Genomic DNA, 19403 nt, shown 5'->3' on the forward strand with positions numbered 1-19403 from the left:
GTCAGCCTATACCGCTCAATGGGGTGGCTTGCTGTAAATCACAATGAGTCGGGTTAATTATGTCCGCCAACACTAGAGGCTAGACACTATTGGTCTAAAGTTCGGGTAGCCACGCGAAGGCATTTCTGCTGGACTGGTTCTGTCCCCCCGGAAAGATCGCAGGGAGTTGTCATAGCCCGGTCACCTGGCGGTTCTACAGTAAGCTAACAACCTGATGAGGAGACAGGCCATGTCCTTGCAACACAGCAGCGATGACAAGATTCAAGTGATCCGCACGCAACCAGACCAGTCTCTGGGTTGCTCGATTATTGACGAGCAGGGTCGCGAAGTACCGATCACTGAAGAAATGATCCAGAAAGCTTGCAGCGAACTGGATAAGCGATTGGTCAAACCTGCCGAACAAAAGTGATATAGCCACCGTCTTCTTGACCCGGCCCATTGTTGGCCGGGTTTTTTATGGCCGGCAAAAAAGGCAATTACCCCCTCTTTGTAGGAGCGAGCTTGCTCGCGATGAACCTGAGAGCACCACGGGGTGTCAGGTTTCCCGCGTCATCGTTGACGACCATCGCGAGCAGGGCTCGCTCCTACATGGGATTTGTGGTGCATATAGATCCTGTGTGGGAGCGGGCTTGCTCGCGAAGGGGCCACCGCGGTCTATCAGGCTGCCGTTGCCCCCAACGCCGCCACAATCCTCTGCAACTCAGGCGCATCCCCCTCGATCCGCACCTGCAATCCGTCGATCTCACGGCGCGAAGGATAATTCTTGCGCAACACATCAAATGCCGCTCGTTGCTCGCTGACACTGCCGACAAGACTGCGACGGAAGTCCGCATCGTCACGTCGCGGGTCATACACGCCACGGCACAGCATCGCCAACGCCCAGGCCGGGTCGCTTTGCGCATTGAGGGTCACGTGCGACAGCCACGGCGCCGGCAGCAAATCGCCCAGGCTGACCCGGGCTGGCTGCCCAATGAAATCGCAATAGGCCTGATAAACCTGCGCGGTGCCCCGCTGCTTGCCGTCGAGGCTGTAACCGGCAATGTGTGGCGTTGCCAGCACGCAGAGTTCGGCCAGCGCCACATCGACTTCAGGCTCGCCTTCCCAGACATCGAGCACCGCTTGCAGGTCTTCGCGCTCCAGCAGCACGTCGCGCAGCGCTGCATTGTTGACCACCGGCCCGCGACTGGCATTAATCAGCCAGGTGCCGGACCTGAGCTGGTTCAGGCGTTTTTCATCGAACAAATGCCAGGTCGATTGCTGACCCTGTTTAGTCAATGGCGTGTGCAGACTGATGACGTCGCACTCGTCGATGATCTGCTCGAGGCTGACGTAGTCTCCACCTTCCGCAGTTTGCCGTGGCGGATCGCACACCAGCACCTTCCAGCCCAGGCCTTGCAATACCTTGACCAGGCGTCCACCCACTTCGCCGGCACCGACCACGCCGTAGGTACGCCGGGTCAGGTCGACACCCTCGATTTCGGCCAGGGTCAGCAGACTGCCGAGCACATAGTCGACCACACCACGGGCATTGCAGCCCGGCGCACTGGACCAGGTGATACCGGCCTGCTGAAAGTAATTCAGGTCCAGATGATCGGTGCCGATGGTGCACGTACCGACAAAGCGCACCTTGCTGCCCTCGAGCAGCGCGCGATTGACGTTGGTCACCGAGCGCACCAACAGCACATCGGCCTGCTCGACCGTGGCATGGTCGATGGCGCGACCCGGTACCCGGCGGATTTCACCGAAGCCTTCGAAGAAGGCATCGAGCAGAGGGATATTTTCGTCGGCAACAATCAGCATGGCAGGCTCCTTTGGCGGGTTGGCAGTGTAGGCGCAGAATTCATCTCTGTGTAGGAGCGAGCATGCTCGCGATGGGCGTTAACGATAACGAGGGCTGCCTGAATGAACGCGGTGCCCTCACATCCATCGCCAGCGAGCTCGCTCCTACAGGGAGAGCGGAGCGATTACAAATACCCAACACAGTCTTTTCCTGACCGAAGCGTCAACGCGTAGAATGCGCAGCCCTGCGCATCAAAACCTCTGGACGCTTCGCTTGTGAATTCCGTGACTGACACTACCGCCGCCCCACGCACGACCCCGGTTCGCCTGGAACTCAAGGGCCTGCTCGGCCTGGCCCTGCCGATCATGATCGCGCAACTGGCCACCACGGCCATGGGCTTCGTCGATGCGGTGATGGCTGGCCGCGTCAGCCCACGGGACCTGGCATCGGTGGCCCTGGGCAACTCGATCTGGATTCCGGTCTACCTGTTGATGTCCGGCGTCCTGCTGGCAACCACACCCAAGGTCGCGCAACGCTTTGGCGCCGGGCAGTTTGACGAAATCGGCCCGCTGGTACGCCAGGCACTGTGGCTCGCATTGTGTGTCGGGTTGATCGGCAGCGGCCTGTTGCTCGGCGCCGAACCGATCCTGCACTGGATGAAAGTCGATCCGCAATTGATCGAGCCGAGCATGGGTTACCTGCACGGAATCGCCTTCGGCTTGCCGGGCATGGCGTTCTATTACGTGCTGCGCTGCTACAGCGATGGCATGGGTCGGACCCGCCCGAGCATGGTCATTGGCTTGTGCGGGCTACTGCTGAACATCCCGCTGAACTACACGTTGATCTATGGCCATTTCGGCGCACCGGCCCTGGGCGGCGTCGGTTGCGGCTGGGCCAGCGGCATCGTGATGTGGTTCATGGCGTTGAGCATGGCCGGCTGGACCTTCTGGGCCCCGTTCTATGCCCGCACCCGTGTGCTGGTGCGCTTCGACCGGCCGAAATGGGCCGTGATCAAGCGCCTGGTCAGCATTGGCCTGCCGATCGGTATCGCCGTCTTCGCCGAGTCCAGCATCTTCGCGGTCATCGCCCTGTTGATCGGCAGTCTCGGCTCCACCGTGGTGGCAGGGCATCAAATCGCCCTGAATATCAGCTCGTTGCTGTTCATGATTCCTTACTCGCTGGGCATGGCGGTGACCGTGCGGGTCGGCCAGGCACTGGGGGCCGGCAATCCCTGGCAGGCGCGCTTCGCGGCGAAGGTCGGGCTCGGCGCGGCACTGGTGTTCGCGGCGTTCTCGGCGGCACTGATCCTGCTCCTGCGCGAACCTATCGCCTCGATCTACACGCCTGACAAGGCCGTGATCCAGATTGCGTCGATGTTGATTGTGTATGCCGCGCTGTATCAGTTTTCCGATGCCATCCAGGTGATCTGCGCCGGTGCGCTGCGTGGGTACCAGGACACTCGGGTGACGATGATCCTGACCTTGTTCGCCTATTGGGGCATCGGCCTGCCGGTCGGCTACGTGCTGGGACTGACCGATTGGTTCGGTCCGGCCAGCGGCCCGAGCGGGCTGTGGGAAGGGTTGATTGCCGGCTTGAGCTGTGCGGCGCTGATGCTGTCGATCCGACTGACGCTCAGTGCGCGCCGGCGGATTCGTAACAGCCAGGGTTGAGCGCCACAACCCTGTAGGAGCGAGCTTGCTCGCGAAGGTCGTGAACGATAACGCGCAAAAACCAGATGCCCAACGGCGCCTTCGTTATCTTCGCGAGCAAGCTCGCTCCTACAGGGGGGTTGTTGCTTAAACAGACTTCTTGCGAATCCAGTAGAGGTAGGTGCCCTCATCTTCGTGCTGTGCCACCAGTTCATGGTCGAGAAACACACAGAACTTGGGAATATCGCGACGGGTCGACGGGTCAGTGGCGATCACCTTGAGCAGGCCGCCGGGCACCAGATCACGAATGTGCTGGTGCAGCATCATCACCGGCTCGGGGCAATTGAGGCCGGTGGCGTCGAGGGTGCCGTCTACCGGCGTATCAAGCATTTCACTCATGATTCACTCCTGAAGCTGGCCGGCATTGTCGCGCATTGCCGGGTGTAACGTCATCTGTGGCATAACGCCGTACCCTTGTAGGAGCGAGCCTGCTCGCGATGGTCGTCAACGATGACGCGGGAGACCTGACACCCCGTGGTGCTCTCAGGTCCATCGCGAGCAGGCTCGCTCCTACAGGGGATTGCGGTGTTTCAGCGGGACTTGGGTTTCTTCACGTCCAGTCGGCGCAAATGGCAGGTCACTTCCTCGCGGTCGTGGTACAGCTGCTTGCAGCCAATCTCGACCTTGATACCCCGGGCCTTGAAGCCATCGGCAATGCGCTCGAGCAAACGCTTCACTTCGGCATAGCGCTGTTTCATCGGCAGCTTGAGATTGACCACCGCCTCGCGGCAATGGCCGTCGCCGATCCACTCTTCCAGCATCGCGGCGTTGCGCGCCGGCTTCTCGACGATGTCGCAGACCATCCAGTCCACCGGTTGCTTGGGCTTGAAGGTGAAACCGTCAGCCATCAAGTGCTGCACCAGACCGGTGTCCATCAGGCTTTCGGCCATCGGGCCGTTGTCGATGGCCGTGACCAGCATGCCACGGTTGACCAGTTGCCAGGTCCAGCCACCAGGGGCGGCCCCCAAGTCAACACCGGTCATGTCGCCATGCAGGCGCTCGTCCCACTGGTCGCGCGGGATGAAGTGGTGCCAGGCCTCTTCCAGCTTCAGGGTCGAGCGGCTCGGCGCCTCGCGGGGGAACTTCAAACGGGGAATGCCCATCGGCCACATCGCCGAGTTGTACGACTCCGCCAGGCCCATGAACACTTCACGGCCGCTCTTGAACGTCAGCAGCAAACGCGGCTTGTGGGCATCTTCCACCAGCTTGCCGGCCGCCATCAGCGCCTTGCGCAGGTGCACTTCGAATTTCTTGCAGAAGTTCGACAGTTCCTTGCCGTCGTTGGTGTCGACCATTTCCAGCCACAGGCTGCCGCACAGAGGAAAGTCCGCCATATGCGCAAGGATCACGCTGATGCGGTCGGTTTCCGGCAGATCGATGAAAATCCCCCGGGCCCATTGGCGCGGGAAGATCAGCTCGGCAAAACGCTGCCCGCGCATCAGGCGCTCGGCGCCGTCTTCTTCGGTGCAGACGAATTCGGCGCAAGCCGTGGCGGCCTTGGCCTTGGCATAACCGGCCACGTTCAAGCGCGCGGCGAGGTCGGAAATCTCGGAACAGACTTCGCCTTCGAAGCCCGGCCGGCAATGCATAAAGAGGGTGTTCATTAATACTCCTGGACCCTGTAGGAGCGAGCCTGCTCGCGATGGACTCAAGGGCGGCGCGTTTATTCAGGAAACACGCGTTATCGTTAACGTCCATCGCGAGCAGGCTCGCTCCCACAAAGAGAGACCGCTTGCCCTGAAGCAAAGCCTGTCACGAAAACCGGCGCATGATAGCCGAGATCGGAAGCTGGAGCTTGCCGATAGAGCCCGGTTATTAGCCAGCTACTGAAAACAGAGCTAGGTTTAATGTTCTGCCCATCCCCTCAGTCCGTAGCCGTGTGGACTCAAAGGAGTGATTGCAATGCCGTCCCTCGATAGCCTGAATACGCTCAAGACCCTGCAAGTCGGCAACAAGACCTACCACTACTTCAGCCTGCCCGAGGCCGCCAAAAGCCTGGGTGATCTGGACAAGTTGCCGATGTCGTTGAAAGTCCTGCTGGAAAACCTGCTGCGCTGGGAGGACGAAAAAACCGTCACCGGTGCCGACCTCAAGGCACTGGCCGCGTGGCTCAAGGAGCGTCGTTCCGACCGCGAGATCCAGTACCGCCCCGCGCGGGTGCTGATGCAGGACTTCACCGGCGTGCCGGCGGTGGTCGACCTGGCCGCGATGCGCGCGGCGATGGCCAAGGCTGGCGGCAATCCGCAACGGATCAACCCGCTGTCGCCGGTGGACCTGGTGATCGACCACTCGGTGATGGTCGACAAGTTCGCCAGCAGCAGCGCCTTCGAGCAGAACGTCGACATTGAAATGCAGCGCAATGGCGAGCGCTATGCGTTCCTGCGCTGGGGCCAGAGCGCCTTCGACAATTTCAGCGTGGTGCCGCCGGGCACCGGGATCTGCCACCAGGTGAATCTTGAATACCTCGGCCGCACGGTCTGGACCAAGGACGAGGACGACCGCACTTACGCCTTCCCGGACACTCTGGTTGGCACCGATTCCCACACCACCATGATCAATGGCCTCGGCGTGCTTGGCTGGGGTGTCGGCGGTATCGAGGCGGAAGCAGCGATGCTCGGGCAACCGGTGTCGATGCTGATTCCCGAAGTCATCGGTTTCAAACTCACCGGCAAGCTCAAGGAAGGCATCACCGCCACCGACCTGGTGCTGACCGTGACCCAGATGCTGCGCAAGAAAGGCGTGGTGGGCAAATTCGTCGAATTCTACGGCGACGGCCTTGCCGACCTGCCCCTGGCCGACCGCGCGACCATCGCCAACATGGCCCCGGAATACGGCGCCACTTGCGGTTTCTTCCCGGTGGACGACATCACGCTGGAATACCTGCGCCTGTCCGGCCGGACCCTGGAAACGGTGCAACTGGTCGAGGCCTACAGCAAGGCCCAGGGCCTGTGGCGCCTGCCCGGCCAGGAACCGGTGTTCACCGACAGCCTGGCGCTGGACATGGGCAGCGTCGAAGCCTGCCTCGCAGGGCCGAAACGCCCGCAGGACCGGGTGACGCTGCCGAATGTCGCGCAAGCGTTCAGCGACTTCACCGACCTGCAATTCAAGCCCACCAGCAAGGAAGAAGGCCGCCTGGAAAGTGAAGGCGGTGGTGGTGTTGCCGTCGGCAATGCCGATATGGCCGGCGAAGCGGATTACGATTACGAAGGCCAGACCTATCGCCTGAAAAACGGCGCCGTGGTCATCGCCGCGATCACCTCCTGCACCAACACCTCCAACCCCAGCGTGATGATGGCCGCCGGGCTGGTGGCGAAGAAGGCCGTGGAAAAAGGCCTGAAACGCAAACCCTGGGTGAAGAGCTCGCTGGCCCCCGGCTCGAAAGTGGTCACCGACTACTACAAGGCGGCCGGCCTGACCCAGTACCTCGATGAATTGGGCTTTGCCCTGGTCGGCTATGGCTGCACCACTTGCATCGGCAACTCGGGGCCGCTGTCGGAGCCCATAGAGAAAGCCATCCAGCAAGCCGACCTCACCGTGGCCTCCGTGCTCTCGGGCAATCGCAACTTCGAAGGCCGGGTGCATCCATTGGTGAAAACCAACTGGCTGGCCTCCCCGCCGCTGGTGGTGGCCTATGCGCTGGCCGGCACGGTGCGCACCGACCTCAGCCGCGAGCCGCTTGGCGATGGCAAGGACGGCAAACCGGTGTACCTGAGGGACATCTGGCCAAGCAGCAAGGAAATTGCCGACGCCGTGAATCAGGTCAACACCGCCATGTTCCACAAGGAGTACGCCGAAGTGTTTGCCGGTGACGAACAATGGCAGGCGATCAAGGTTCCGCAGGCGGCGACCTATGTCTGGCAGGACGACTCGACTTACATCCAGCACCCGCCGTTCTTCGACGACATCGGCGGCCCAGCACCCGTGGTCAAGGATGTCAGCGGCGCCAGGATCCTCGCACTGCTCGGCGACTCGGTGACCACCGACCACATCTCCCCGGCCGGCAACATCAAGGTCGACAGCCCGGCAGGGCAATACCTGCGCGACAAAGGCGTGGAACCGCGGGACTTCAATTCCTACGGCTCGCGGCGTGGCAACCATGAAGTAATGATGCGCGGCACCTTCGCCAACATTCGCATACGCAACGAAATGCTCGGCGGCGAAGAAGGCGGCAACACCCGCTACATTCCCACCGGGGAAAAAATGTCGATCTACGACGCCGCCATGCGCTATCAGGCTTCGGGCACGCCGCTGGTGGTGATCGCCGGCCAGGAATACGGCACCGGCTCGAGTCGCGACTGGGCGGCCAAGGGCACCAACCTGCTGGGGGTGAAAGCGGTCGTCGCCGAAAGCTTCGAACGGATTCACCGCTCCAACCTGGTGGGCATGGGCGTGCTGCCGTTACAATTCAAGCTGGATCAGAACCGCAAGAGCCTGAAGCTCAACGGCAGTGAAACCCTCGACATCCTTGGCTTGACCGGCGTCGAGCTGACGCCACGGATGAACCTGACGCTGGTCATCACCCGCGAAGACGGCAGCCGCGAGAAGATCGAGGTGTTGTGCCGCATCGATACGTTGAATGAGGTGGAGTACTTCAAGTCCGGAGGGATTCTGCATTATGTGTTGCGGCAGTTGATTGCTTCGTAACTGATGAGCAATACACAGACAGACACCGCCTTCGGGCGGTGTTTTTGTTTATGTCGCCTACATCCCTATAATCGCGCGCCACTTGAAATGGAATCGCCCCAAATATTGTGTCCGACACACAACCTGTGGGAGCGAGCTTGCTCGCGATCGGTCGATACATTCAGCATCAATGTTGCCTGACACTCCGTCATCGTCAGAACGCCGCCCGGAGCAAGCTCGCTCCCACAGGGGATTAGGGGTGCACAGCGTAATCCCGACACAAGGACTTTACATGCTTGCCCTGCCATGGACTTTTCTGGCCCTGCTCTGCCTCGGCTACGGATTGGCGCTGACCCACGGTCACCTCGATTGGCTGGCGGCAATCTCGGTAATGCTGCTGTTGATCGCAGGCCTCACCGTTCGCCAACAAGTAATCCCTGGTCTACGCATCCTCGGCCACGGCCTGTTCATCGCCTTGGCGCTAGCCCTGGCATTGCACTGGCTACCGGGCTTCCATAACGGTCGCGGCATTGCTCTGCAGCGTTTCAGCGAAAACGCCGTGCCGTTTTCCATGTTCCTGAACCTGGATAAACCCCTGATCGGCTTCTGGCTGCTGTTGGCCTGCCCATGGATTGTCGGTCGCTGCTCGTTGCGCTCCTTCCTATATGCCACCGTGCTGTCATTGGCGTTGAGCGCCGTGCTGGCATTGGGCGGTGCACTGTTGCTGGGCATTATCGCCTGGGCGCCGAAATGGCCGGACCAGGCCTGGCTATGGATGCTCAACAACCTGCTGCTGGTAACCCTGGTCGAGGAAGCGTTGTTTCGCGGCTATATCCAGGGCGGACTGAGCCGGATCATGAAAACCCTGCCCCAGGGTGAAACCCTCGCCCTGCTGCTGGCGTCCCTGATCTTCGGCCTGGCCCACGCCGGGGCTGGCTGGCAATGGGTGGTACTGGCGAGTCTGGCCGGGGCCGGTTACGGCCTCGCCTACCGTTTCGGTGGATTGGGCGCAGCCATCCTCAGCCACTTCGGCTTGAACCTGATGCACTTCGCACTGTTCACCTACCCGATGGCGGGATAGTCACCGCGACGAACCAAACAACCGTATGACAGAAAGTAACAGCCGAGCCTTGACCCTCCCCCCCTACACCACTAGAGTGCACGCTTTTAAAATGGCCCCGGTAGCAGTTAGCCACCGGAGATAGCCGTACAGTTGCGCGGGAACGGAATCCAGACGCCTCTCCTTCCTTCTGCCTGTGCGGTTTTCACACTTGATATCGCAACTTGCGCAGCCCCTATGTTCAATAAAATCCTGGTCGTTTGCATCGGCAACATCTGCCGAAGCCCCACCGTCGAGGCCCTGCTGAAAAGCAGACTGGCCGAGCGCGGCATTGATGTGAGTTCAGCGGGCATCCACGCCCTGGTGGACAAACCCATGGACAGCACCGCGCTGGAAGTCTTGCGCGAACACAATGGCGACCACCCGGACCACAAAGGCCGGCAACTGACCCGCGAACTGCTGCAACAGGCTGACCTGATCCTCACCATGGAAACAGGCCACGTTAAACGCATCGTGCAAATGGCGCCGGAAGCACAGGGCAAAACGTTCCTGCTGGGCAAGTGGCAGAACAACCAGGAAATCCCCGACCCCTATCGCCAACAGAAGGTCGCCTTCGAACACGTCTACCAACTGATGACGCAAGGCGTCGACAGCTGGTCGCAAAAACTATAATCACCCCTTGTAAAAGTACCCCGCATGCAAAGCCCAAACAGCCTCCCCATCCAGGAACACCGCGACGACGATGACGCCATCGATCTGCTCGCACTCTTCGGCACCTTGATCGATAGCAAATGGATCATTGTTGGCATCACTGCGTTCTTTTGCGCGGTGGGTGTTGCCTATGCACTGTTGTCGACGCCGATTTATCAGGCGAATGCGCTGGTGCAGGTTGAAGAGAAAAAAGGCGGCATGGCTGCGGCCTTGGGCGGCATGGCGGAAATGAGCGATATGTTCGGTGGTACATCCCCGGCAGTAACCGAGATTGAGCTGCTCAAGTCCCGAGCTGTGCTGGGTAAGGCTGTCGAAAACCTCAATCTCGACATCCTCATTGAGCCAAATTACTTCCCGTTGATCGGTCATTTTCTCAGCCGGCGCTTTGAGCCTGTCAGTGAAAACGAGGTGGCCACGCCGACGTTTGGCATGAACAGCTTCACGTGGGGCGGGGAAAAGCTCAACATTTTTCAGCTGGAAGTGCCAGATGTTTACTTAGGTGAGCCTTTGATTCTACGCGCGGAAGGCGGTGTTGCTTTCACCTTGTTGAATGATAACGACGAGGTACTCGTTCGTGGTCAAGTAGGGGAAAAAGTCGAGCAAAATGGTTTCAAGCTGCAAGTTGCAACGCTAAATGCTAATGCTGGTGCACTGTTCAACGTCATTAAGCAGCGTCGCCTCAATACCATTCTTCAGTATCAGGAGGACGTGGCAGCTAACGAGCGCGGCAAAGAATCCGGCATCATCGGGTTATCTCTAGAAAATGAAGATCCAATTCTGGCCACCAAAGTACTGGACGAAATCACTCGACTTTACGTGCTGCAGAACGTCCAGCGAAGCTCTGCTGAAGCTGCGCAAAGCTTGGACTTTTTGCGGACCCAGCTACCGGACGTGCGCAAACAACTCGAAAAGGCCGAAGGCCAGTTGAATACATATCAGACCAGCGCGCGCTCTGTAGATATCACCATCGAGACTAAGGCTGTACTGGATCAGATCGTCGCCCTGGAAACTGCGATCTCGGAGTTGAAGCTCAAGCAAGCTGAGATGGAACATCGATTCACCCGAGAACATCCAGCCTATCAGGCCTTGATGACTCAAATGGGTCAACTCGATCAACAAAAGCGCGCGCTGGAAAAGAAGGTCAAAAACCTGCCTGAAACCCAGCAGGAACTACTACGCCTAGCGCGTGACATGCAAGTCACCACTGAAATATATACCCAACTGCTTAACAAAACCCAAGAGCTGGATATCGTCCGCGCCGGCACAGTCGGCAACGTTCGGGTGATCGATTCCGCAGACGCGAACATAGAAAAACCGGTCAAGCCGAAAAAAGCGTTAATCGTGCTGATTGCTACCCTGCTTGGCGGGCTGGTCGCCGTAGCTTTCGTTCTGATCCGCAAGATGATGAATCGCGGCGTCGAAGACCCAGAGGTCATCGAACAACTCGGCATCCCGGTTTACGCGTCGATCCCTCTCAGCAAGGGCCAGTCCCAGATTGAAGGTACGTTGAAGGGCAACAGCCGCGCTTCTACTGGCTCACTGTTGCTCGCCGTCAACAACCCCGCCGACCTCGCCGTCGAATCGTTGCGCAGCCTGCGTACCAGCCTGCACTTCGCGACCCTTGAAGCGAAGAACAACATCCTGATGATCTCCGGCCCAAGCCCGGCCGTGGGTAAATCCTTCGTCTCGTGCAACTTGGCCGCGATCATTGCCCAGACCGGACAAAAGGTACTGCTGGTCGACGCCGACATGCGTAAAGGCTACCTGAACAAAATGTTCCGCATGGACGTGAGCAACGGTTTGTCCGACCTGCTCGCCGGAAAAATTGACCTGAACAAGGCAACCCACTCCACCGAAGTGGACAACCTGCACGTCATCACCCGCGGTCAGATCCCACCTAACCCATCCGAACTGCTGATGCACAGCAACTTCACCCAGTTCCTGGAGCAAGTCAGCAGCCAGTACGACCTGGTGATCATCGACACCCCGCCAATCCTCGCAGTGACCGATGCCGCTCTGGTGGGCCGTCAGGCCGGTACAAGCCTGATCGTGACCCGTTTCGGCGTAAACGCCGCCAAAGAGATCGCAGTGACCAAGCGCCGCTTCGAACAGAACGGCATCGTGGTCAAGGGTGCGATTTTCAACGCCGTGGAACGCAAAGCTTCGGCGTACGGCTACGGCAGCTACAGCTATTATCAATACGAATACGCCTCGGACAAAAAGTGACACCGGACATCAGGGCAGCGCCGCTGCCCTGATTCACCCATGAGAGCCCTTAGCATGCCTCGCCCGCATCCTCCCCCACGCTGGTACCTGATCCAGTGCAAACCCCGGCAAGATGCCCGCGCCGAGGAAAACCTGATTCGCCAGAGCTTCACTTGCTACCGACCAACTCAACGGATCGAACGTATTCAGCGCGGTCGCCGCAGCACGTCAGTGGAGTCTCTCTTCCCCGGCTACCTTTTTATCCAGCTCGACCAACTCAACGATAATTGGCACCCGATCCGCTCTACCCGCGGAGTCAACCAACTGGTGACGTTCGGCAAACTACCGATTGCGGTCGCTGACGATCTCATCGAGCAATTGCAACAGCAACTCAACGAGGCTCCCGTAGCGTCCGCAGCATTCGAACCCGGCGACAGGGTGCGCATCAACCGCGGCAGCTATAAGGAACTGGAAGCGATTTTCCTGGCCCGCGACGGTGCCGAACGCATCGTGATCCTGCTCCAGCTCTTGCACCGCGAACACACCCTCAGCATCCCGATTGACGCAATAGAAAAAACCTGATCACCCCTATCGTTTTGCTCACCTAAAACAACAAAAATAAACACCAACGACTGACTTGCGAGCGCTGAAATTGCTTGCAATGTCGAACCATGCCCGAACCACAGCAAATCTGGCTAAAAACCGCTCCTCGCCCAATAAAAACGCCGCTTTTATTGGATCCATCCTACAAATTCGTCTTCACTTTTCCTACGAATTCAGTAGAATGCACCCTCGGCTGAGGTTAACCACTTCACTCCGGCAGGATGCCTTGCACAGCCCCCCCGTTGTGCCGCCGTCAAGGAACAGACGCATAGTCCTCTGCTGAGGCATGGCTCGGCCTGCCCGATTGACTCCCTCATCCCCAAAATAAACTGCCAGCGCTCGCGCATCGGCTCATTCGTCGCACCCACGGCGCACGTTCTCAGGAAACCAACGGTCAATCCTGGGGCGGTAGCGTGCCCAAAACCTTGATATTGGCCAAGGCGAGTGCGTTCCCTGTCACGGATAAGGGAAACGCCACGACACAGACCGGTTTGTGCCAGAGGCTCAAACAGCAACCAAAGCTGCATGGCGCGAACACTCCAGACAGCAGGCATGCCCAGGAAGGCTATGTCCAAATCGACGCAAGGGACATTATTTTGATTCGCAAGCGCAACACCACGCTACCAGTCGGTCGCGGTCTTACGTTCTGGACCCAATGGCTTGGCGCAATCTGCGCACTCATCCTCCTGCTCTGTGCACTGGCAACCATGAAGACCGGGGAAGTCGAAGCCCACTACCGGATACTCGCGGCATTCATACTGCTCGGCTCGGTACCCTCCTACTCCATGATGCAGGTCTACCATAAACACCATGGTTATTTGGTAGGACTAGGCCGATTGTTGGCTGGCTGGCTGCTGCTACTCTCCGGCTTGACCGTCGTGGCGTTTATCACCAAAACCAGTGAGCTTTTTTCCCGCGAAGTTATTATTGGCCTCGCGCTCGGCGGTTTCGCACTTCAAGCGTGCCTCTATGTGCCGCTGCACAACCTCTCCCGTCGTTACCAGCAAAAGCTGCAAGCCGCCCGCACCTCGCTGATTATCGGCACCGGCGACCTGGCCCAAGAACTCGCGGACAAATTGGTTCGCAATAGAAACGAACCACTGGTTGGCCTGGTAGCCGCGGACGACCAACCCTCGCCCAGCAATGGCCTGTACCCGGTGATTGGCAGCCTTGCCCACCTGCGGGACCTGATCGCAACCCACCAGATTCGGCGCCTCTACATCGCATTGCCGCTGACAGAAGCCGAGCAGATCGAAGGCCTGTACATCGACCTGCTGGACTCCAGCGTCGACGTCATCTGGACCCCAGATCTGCAAAGCCTGATCCTGCTCAACCACTCCGTAAGTGATATCGAAGGCCTTCCCGCCATTCACTTGAACGAGAGCCCACTGACGTCCTACCCCACCGCCGCTGCCTCTAAAGCGATAATGGACCGGACCGTCGCACTCATTGCGATCATTCTCCTCAGCCCGGTATTGTTGGCCACCGCCATCGCCGTCAAATGCTCATCCCCTGGCCCCATCCTGTTCAAACAGAAACGCCATGGCTGGAACGGCAAGATCATCAAGGTCTGGAAGTTCCGTTCGATGCGGCTCCATGACGACCATGAGGTCAAACAGGCTAGCCGAGACGACCCGCGAATAACCCGGGTCGGTCAATTCATCCGCCGTACCTCCCTAGACGAATTGCCACAGCTTTTCAACGCTCTTCAGGGTCGTATGTCGCTGGTTGGCCCCCGCCCTCACGCCGTCGCTCACAACGATTACTACACAGGAAAAATCGACGCGTACATGGCTCGCCACCGAATCAAACCGGGCATTACCGGATTGGCCCAAATCAGTGGCTATCGCGGCGAAACCGAAACAATCGACAAAATGGAAAAGCGTGTAGAGCTAGATCTGGCTTACATCAATAACTGGTCATTGTGGCTGGACATCAAGATATTGATTAAAACGCCTTTTACTCTCTTGTCAAAAAACATTTATTAGTCGAATTTCTGTAACTGATCTGAAAATAGTCCACTCTGTACGCTCTCACTAGGCGATTAGCGGCGCGTCTCCGCAGCTATTTATCCAACCAGAAATGACGATCGGTTAACGTATATTGCTGAGAAAACTAAGACCTCATGAGCATATCTCCTCTTAATACAGTCAAAAAAGCACTACGTAGATTTGCACCCAGCGTAATCCCTTATACAAAACGCATAATAAAAATAAGTTATTATCTCCGAGATATAAAAACATCTTGGAAATACATGAATTGGCCAGCCACCACCGCTGATTATGGAAAACTTAGTTCAGAACTAATTTTTCAGTATCACAAACTGGAAAAAGGCTTATGCATGCCGGGACCAAAACGGTTTTTTGGTGAGCAACCTGCCATTGCTACCATTACACTTATAAACCGCTGGAATGAAAATGGGTTTAAAACGGCGAACCCTATATATTTCGGGGCCATAGAAACATTAAGAGCCTATAGAGACTTCATAGCTAACACACCTTTACCAAGCACATCAGATCAGTCTCTAAAAGAAAAAATAGAAACAATACTAGCAGCAAACCTGGAATCACCAAATCAATTTAAAACCCCCATCCCAATTTCAAAACCAAACAATCTGTTATGGGAAGAGTTCTCAACCCTAATGGTTATGCGTAGAAGCGTTAGAAATTACCTTCCAAAAAAAGTGGAAACTGAAACTATCGAAGAATGCATTAATATTGCCAACTTAAGCCCAAGCGTTTGCAATAGACAAACCTGCAAAGTTCGAATATATGAAGACCCTGACCAAATAACAAAACTACTAACTTTCCAAAACGGAAACCGCGGATTTGGACACCTTCTTTCTACTCTATTAATAATCACTTCTGACACCCGATACTTTTTTGACGGAAGCGAGAGAAACCAGCCTTTCATCGACGGCGGCCTGTTGAGTATGAGCCTTATTCTCGCCCTGCAGAGTAAAGGCATTTCCTCCTGTTGCTTAAACTGGTGCGTTTCACCAACTGCCGATAACCAAGCCCATATTGTTGGTGGCATCCCTGATCATGAAAGGATCATCATGTATCTAGCTATTGGATATCCTGCAGAAGGAGCAGTAGTGCCAAAATCAGAACGCAGAGCACAAAACGAAATTGCAATTCAGTACACCAACATGTGAGCGACCACTTAATAAATGGTAAGAACTGACTGCACGCCCAATCAATAAACTGGCAAAAAATTCGTGTCGTACAAAAAAAACTCATTCTATCTAATGATTTTATCCCTGGGATCATTAATCGCTTCAGGGTTAGGTTTTGCTACACACATCCTAATTGCTCGAAATGTCTCCCCTGAAGTTCTTGGCAATTACTCCTCTATTTTTTTTCTGACTTCTACTCTTGCTCCGCTAAGTGGCTTTGGTGTTTCCCAGTACCTATTAAAAACATTCGGAAAATATGGCTGGGATGGAATGGAATGGGTACCTGCAACACTTCGATTCGTCACAATAAGCACACTAACAACCTGGATCTTCCTGATAGCGCTAGCCTTCACAACTCAAAAAACGACCAGTTTAATACTTGCCGCAACATTGATGTCTTTTATAATTCTCCCGAATCTTTTCACTGAGTTAATCGGCAGCATTTTTCAGCTTGAAGAAAACTACACTCTTCTTTCCCTTTGGCAGTTAACGCAATCTGTTTTAAAACTCACCCTTCTCGCGATTGCAACCTTGATATTTCGCATTCAAATCAACGAAGTTGTTATATCTGCAATATTCGCTTTTACAGCGATACTCATGGCACCATTTGCAATAGCAAAAATTAGCAACTTAAAAAAAGGAAAGATCAAGCTAAAAGGCCACAAACACAGAGATATACATGACTTAACACAAAGAAACATAACTACTGGTAGAATATTCAAAGAGTCGTGGCCATTTGGTGTATCTGGACTTTTCCACCTTATATATTTTCAATTTAGCATTGTATTAATAAATCATTACTTGGGCGCAGAAACAGCCGGAAATTTCAGCGTAGGTTTCACTCTGATAACAGCAGCTGCCATTTTACCGGGAATAATTTATCAAAAGTTCTTGCTCCCCAAAATGCACCGTTGGGCCCATCAAGACCGCGCGCTTCTCTATAAAACCTACATAATTGGAAATTATGCGATGGGGGCTATTGGGTTGCTCATCGCGTTTTGCATGTACTTAATAACCCCTTACCTCATCGAATATGTATTTGGAAATAAATATAAAGAATCTATTAAAATAATAAACTACTTAATCTGGGTTATCCCAATTTTTTATATTGCTAGCAGTGCTGGCTCAACTCTGATTACCGGCACCTACATGTTAAAAAAAATAAAGTACATGGGGCTGACCGCCGCAATTAGCGTTATAGCTACTACCTCGCTAATTCCTATTCTTGGCGTACACGCCGGGGCAGCGTCACTCGTTATATCCTTTTCGGTTTTAGCCAGCTTATTTCTGAGAGCCAACAGAAACTATGTATTCGCCGACTTATCTCCTCAAAAAAACACGCCTCACTAAAGCCAAGAAATGAATACGCTTGACTACTACCAAGTAACAGTCGAGCCAAACTCTCATGAAGAATCCAGATGAAAAAAATTGGACTGTTAACCCTACCTTTGAAGAATAACTATGGCGGAATCCTTCAAGCAGTAGCCTTATATAGTTATTTAAGTAAAAATCACAACGTCAAAATTATTCAAAAAAACGCTTTCCGACCAACCTGGAAAAGACTTTTAGTTGGTATTCTTGAATTAATACCACTCCAAAATTTTAAAAACCACAGATCAAACCACCTAAAGAATAAACACCATAAATCCTTTATTAAAAAGCACCTCCCGAATCAAACCTCTCCAATCAACAATGTAGATCAATTAAAAAAATTTACCCTTGAGTCAGAGTTCGACGCCATCATAGTCGGAAGTGATCAAGTCTGGAGAATGGATTACATTGACGACGGCTCTTATAGCGCCTACTTTTTAGACTTTATAGAAAATCCTAAAACAAAAAAAATCTCATATGCAGCATCTTTTGGCAAAGACCATTGGCAAGCACCTGAAAAAATTGAAGAAGTTACACAACTACTAAAAGGTTTCGATGCAATTTCAACGAGAGAGACAGTCGGCGTTGATATCTGCCGCGAGGTTTTTGACAGTCCACGATGCGAACATGTTTTAGACCCAACGTTATTGGTCGAGAAGAGCTTTTTTGAAGCACTGCTTGTTCAACCCGTAAAATCCTCTAAAAAAATACTGCTAAATTACACACTAGATCAGAACAAGATAAAAAACAGCCTTTTAACAAAAACACTAGATGTGTTAGGTGAGTCGTATGAAGTTTCTAGTATCTACGAGCCGCAAGAAAAGCGGCCAAAATTCAATGTGCAACAATGGATTGGCCATTTCTCAGCAGCAGATTTTGTGATAACGGATTCTTTTCACGGGATGGTTTTTTCGATTATCTTCAATAAAAATTTTATAGTAGTCGCAAATAAAGACCGTGGTCTATCAAGATTTTCTTCATTGCTAAATCTATTGAGCCTTGAGTCAAGGTTAATTACGGAAGACTCACAAGCAGATATTAGGAATATAGTCTCGAACGCCATTGACTACTCCGATGTAGAAATCACACTTTCCCAGTTAAGAGCACAATCAAAACAGTACCTGGAAGATTCGTTAAGATAAAAATTCTGGAAAAAAAATGTCAATAACATCATCAAGAGAAAATCCGTTTTTTTCTATAATTCTTCCTACATTTAATGTTGATAAATACATTGCAAGATGCATAAACTCTTGCCTTGAACAAGAATTTAGTGATTTTGAAATAATAGTTGTCGATGACTGCGGCAACGATCAATCGATAGAAATCGCCGACACTTTTAAAGCTCGAGATTCAAGAGTTAGAGTCCTTTACAACCAGTGCAACAAAGGCACATTTCTAGCTAGAAAGATGGGTGTTGAAGCTGCGCGGGGTAAGTACATTGTGTTCCTTGACCCTGATGACTGCTTAAAAAGCAGAGCACTAAGTCGACTGCATGAACAGGTCAAAACTCACGCTGCAGACATTATTTTTTTTGGGGTTGAAATATTTCCAGAACCACCACTAACCTCATTGAAACGCAGCCTCCCCGCTGACTGCTTTCAACCGAGTACCATTTTGAAGTCTGTATTTTGTGATACCTCTAATGCAAGCTGGGGAACTCCAGGAAAAATGTATTCGAGAAGCCTTGCAACCAGTGCGTTTCAAAAGCTTTCCTTCATAGAGGAGCGATTAACATTCGCAGAAGATGTTCTTTATCTTTTTACCGCTGTTGCTTACGCGAACTCATGCACTAGGGTAAATGAACCTTTGTACCTTTACTTTAAGAACCTAGAATCAATCACTGAAACGAAAAACTACAATGACATATCAAAACTCTATGCACAAATTGAACTAGTCAAAGGCCACCTTCATAAAGTTTCTACAGATTGTGAACTCATTCAAAAAAACGGATCAGCTCTAAAAAAATCTCTATCTAAAATAACGAAAGAGTTAACATCAAATGCTGAACTAATGAAAAGGTTTACTACCGACCCTAAAAATGGAAAAAAACTATATTTTTCGTCCGTTTTTAATTCCTTGCTTGCACGGGCTAGTATCAAGGATGCAACAAGACTGGGCTTGTATCTCTGCACACTCGGAAAATTAAAATTTTAAATATACGCA

15 protein-coding genes and 1 pseudogene are annotated in these 19403 nt (G+C 54.0%); 13 read left to right on the forward strand and 3 right to left on the reverse strand.

The features are described 5' to 3' along the window. The first annotated feature begins 229 nt into the window (after nucleotides 1-229). Nucleotides 230-409 carry a PA1571 family protein gene (locus KGA98_RS16010; protein WP_150812426.1) on the forward strand — a complete coding sequence of 60 codons (180 nt, stop codon included), beginning with the start codon at nucleotides 230-232 and terminating at the stop codon, nucleotides 407-409. 248 nt (nucleotides 410-657) lie between these two features. Here KGA98_RS16010 and pdxB read toward each other — a convergent pair whose 3' ends face one another. Continuing rightward, nucleotides 658-1800: a 4-phosphoerythronate dehydrogenase PdxB gene (gene pdxB / locus KGA98_RS16015; RefSeq protein WP_223502769.1), complete on the reverse strand. Its 1143-nt coding sequence runs from the start codon at nucleotides 1798-1800 to the stop codon at nucleotides 658-660. Nucleotides 1801-2055: 255 nt separating this feature from the next. On the opposite strand from pdxB, the gene KGA98_RS16020 reads away from it, so the two are divergent. Continuing rightward, a complete protein-coding gene (locus KGA98_RS16020) occupies nucleotides 2056-3450 on the forward strand; it encodes an MATE family efflux transporter (protein WP_057715662.1) in 1395 nt (464 codons plus the stop codon). A 126-nt stretch (nucleotides 3451-3576) separates the two neighbouring features. Here the strand turns inward: KGA98_RS16020 and tusA are convergent, their stop codons facing one another. Next, nucleotides 3577-3828, reverse strand: a complete 252-nt coding sequence (gene tusA / locus KGA98_RS16025) for a sulfurtransferase TusA (protein WP_056721984.1) — start codon at nucleotides 3826-3828, stop codon at nucleotides 3577-3579. A 98-nt stretch (nucleotides 3829-3926) separates the two neighbouring features. On the opposite strand from tusA, the pseudogene KGA98_RS28685 reads away from it, so the two are divergent. Further along, nucleotides 3927-4013: pseudogene (locus tag KGA98_RS28685) on the forward strand (outer membrane lipoprotein carrier protein LolA); the annotation flags it as partial. Between the two features lie 6 nt (nucleotides 4014-4019). Here KGA98_RS28685 and rlmM read toward each other — a convergent pair. Next, complete coding sequence (gene rlmM, locus KGA98_RS16030; RefSeq protein ID WP_223502770.1) at nucleotides 4020-5093, reverse strand: 23S rRNA (cytidine(2498)-2'-O)-methyltransferase RlmM; 1074 nt, start codon at nucleotides 5091-5093, stop codon at nucleotides 4020-4022. Between the two features lie 298 nt (nucleotides 5094-5391). Between rlmM and acnA the strand changes: the two genes are divergently transcribed. The 10 genes from acnA to KGA98_RS16080 all read left to right on the forward strand — a co-directional run bounded on the left by acnA (nucleotide 5392) and on the right by KGA98_RS16080 (nucleotide 19394). Next, on the forward strand, nucleotides 5392-8133 hold the full coding sequence (gene acnA, locus KGA98_RS16035) for an aconitate hydratase AcnA (protein ID WP_223502771.1): 2742 nt from the start codon (nucleotides 5392-5394) through the stop codon (nucleotides 8131-8133). A gap of 271 nt (nucleotides 8134-8404) precedes the next feature. Further along, nucleotides 8405-9193, forward strand: a complete 789-nt coding sequence (locus KGA98_RS16040; protein WP_223502772.1) for a CPBP family intramembrane glutamic endopeptidase — start codon at nucleotides 8405-8407, stop codon at nucleotides 9191-9193. Nucleotides 9194-9409: 216 nt separating this feature from the next. After that, complete coding sequence (locus tag KGA98_RS16045) at nucleotides 9410-9844, forward strand: low molecular weight protein-tyrosine-phosphatase (RefSeq protein ID WP_007974078.1); 435 nt, start codon at nucleotides 9410-9412, stop codon at nucleotides 9842-9844. A 24-nt stretch (nucleotides 9845-9868) separates the two neighbouring features. Then, nucleotides 9869-12109: a polysaccharide biosynthesis tyrosine autokinase gene (locus tag KGA98_RS16050; protein WP_223502773.1), complete on the forward strand. Its 2241-nt coding sequence runs from the start codon at nucleotides 9869-9871 to the stop codon at nucleotides 12107-12109. A gap of 54 nt (nucleotides 12110-12163) precedes the next feature. Next, complete coding sequence (gene rfaH / locus KGA98_RS16055; protein ID WP_223502774.1) at nucleotides 12164-12670, forward strand: transcription/translation regulatory transformer protein RfaH; 507 nt, start codon at nucleotides 12164-12166, stop codon at nucleotides 12668-12670. Nucleotides 12671-13287: 617 nt separating this feature from the next. Continuing rightward, nucleotides 13288-14679 carry an undecaprenyl-phosphate glucose phosphotransferase gene (locus tag KGA98_RS16060; protein ID WP_223502795.1) on the forward strand — a complete coding sequence of 464 codons (1392 nt, stop codon included), beginning with the start codon at nucleotides 13288-13290 and terminating at the stop codon, nucleotides 14677-14679. Nucleotides 14680-14945: 266 nt separating this feature from the next. After that, the gene (locus KGA98_RS16065; protein WP_159389599.1) at nucleotides 14946-15848 is read left to right on the forward strand and encodes a nitroreductase family protein; all 903 of its coding nucleotides are present in this window, start codon (nucleotides 14946-14948) and stop codon (nucleotides 15846-15848) included. Between the two features lie 63 nt (nucleotides 15849-15911). Then, nucleotides 15912-17219: an oligosaccharide flippase family protein gene (locus KGA98_RS16070; protein WP_159389598.1), complete on the forward strand. Its 1308-nt coding sequence runs from the start codon at nucleotides 15912-15914 to the stop codon at nucleotides 17217-17219. A gap of 68 nt (nucleotides 17220-17287) precedes the next feature. Then, the gene (locus tag KGA98_RS16075; RefSeq protein ID WP_223502775.1) at nucleotides 17288-18382 is read left to right on the forward strand and encodes a polysaccharide pyruvyl transferase family protein; all 1095 of its coding nucleotides are present in this window, start codon (nucleotides 17288-17290) and stop codon (nucleotides 18380-18382) included. A gap of 16 nt (nucleotides 18383-18398) precedes the next feature. Beyond that, nucleotides 18399-19394: a glycosyltransferase family 2 protein gene (locus tag KGA98_RS16080; protein WP_223502776.1), complete on the forward strand. Its 996-nt coding sequence runs from the start codon at nucleotides 18399-18401 to the stop codon at nucleotides 19392-19394. The last annotated feature ends 9 nt before the right edge of the window (nucleotides 19395-19403 follow it).

It is taken from the genome of Pseudomonas sp. BF-R-24 (genome assembly GCF_019947335.1).
Lineage (GTDB): Bacteria > Pseudomonadota > Gammaproteobacteria > Pseudomonadales > Pseudomonadaceae > Aquipseudomonas > Aquipseudomonas jessenii.

Coding starts and splice junctions, on each gene's coding strand:
- KGA98_RS16010 (WP_150812426.1), top strand. CDS start 230: ATGTCCTTGCAACACAGCAGCGATGACAAGATTCAAGTGATCCGCACG.
- pdxB (WP_223502769.1), bottom strand. CDS start 1,800: ATGCTGATTGTTGCCGACGAAAATATCCCTCTGCTCGATGCCTTCTTC.
- tusA (WP_056721984.1), bottom strand. CDS start 3,828: ATGAGTGAAATGCTTGATACGCCGGTAGACGGCACCCTCGACGCCACC.
- rlmM (WP_223502770.1), bottom strand. CDS start 5,093: ATGAACACCCTCTTTATGCATTGCCGGCCGGGCTTCGAAGGCGAAGTC.
- acnA (WP_223502771.1), top strand. CDS start 5,392: ATGCCGTCCCTCGATAGCCTGAATACGCTCAAGACCCTGCAAGTCGGC.
- KGA98_RS16040 (WP_223502772.1), top strand. CDS start 8,405: ATGCTTGCCCTGCCATGGACTTTTCTGGCCCTGCTCTGCCTCGGCTAC.
- KGA98_RS16045 (WP_007974078.1), top strand. CDS start 9,410: ATGTTCAATAAAATCCTGGTCGTTTGCATCGGCAACATCTGCCGAAGC.
- KGA98_RS16050 (WP_223502773.1), top strand. CDS start 9,869: ATGCAAAGCCCAAACAGCCTCCCCATCCAGGAACACCGCGACGACGAT.
- rfaH (WP_223502774.1), top strand. CDS start 12,164: ATGCCTCGCCCGCATCCTCCCCCACGCTGGTACCTGATCCAGTGCAAA.
- KGA98_RS16065 (WP_159389599.1), top strand. CDS start 14,946: ATGAATTGGCCAGCCACCACCGCTGATTATGGAAAACTTAGTTCAGAA.
- KGA98_RS16075 (WP_223502775.1), top strand. CDS start 17,288: ATGAAAAAAATTGGACTGTTAACCCTACCTTTGAAGAATAACTATGGC.
- KGA98_RS16080 (WP_223502776.1), top strand. CDS start 18,399: ATGTCAATAACATCATCAAGAGAAAATCCGTTTTTTTCTATAATTCTT.